The 319-nt window shown below is 73.0% G+C and carries 1 protein-coding gene; it reads left to right on the plus strand.

The features are described 5' to 3' along the window. On the plus strand, positions 1-319 hold a 319-nt coding region (locus B3446_RS10965; protein WP_291380895.1), incomplete at both ends, for an OmpA/MotB family protein.

Consider the following 319-nt stretch of genomic DNA (forward strand, 5'->3'; position numbering starts at 1 on the left):
AGTTCGCGTCGAACTGGGAGCTGTCCAGCAGCCGTGCCACCAGCGTCTTGCGCGAGCTGGTGCGCGATGGCGTGACGCCGCAGCGGCTGCGCGCGGTGGGCTACGCGGAAACGCGCCCGATCGAGTCCAACGACACGGCCGCCGGCCGCGCGGCAAACCGCCGCGTCGAACTCATCATGGACATCACGCCGCCGCAGGCCAAGACCGCCGCAGGCAAACCGGCCACTTCGCCGCAAGCGGCGGCCCCCGTGGCCGAACCGTCCAAGCCGGCGGCAACCCCGTCCACGGCGAAGGCGGCCACACCGGGCGCCAAAGCGCC

It is taken from the genome of Achromobacter sp. UBA5777 (genome assembly GCF_002418565.1).
GTDB lineage: Bacteria > Pseudomonadota > Gammaproteobacteria > Burkholderiales > Burkholderiaceae_B > Achromobacter > Achromobacter animicus.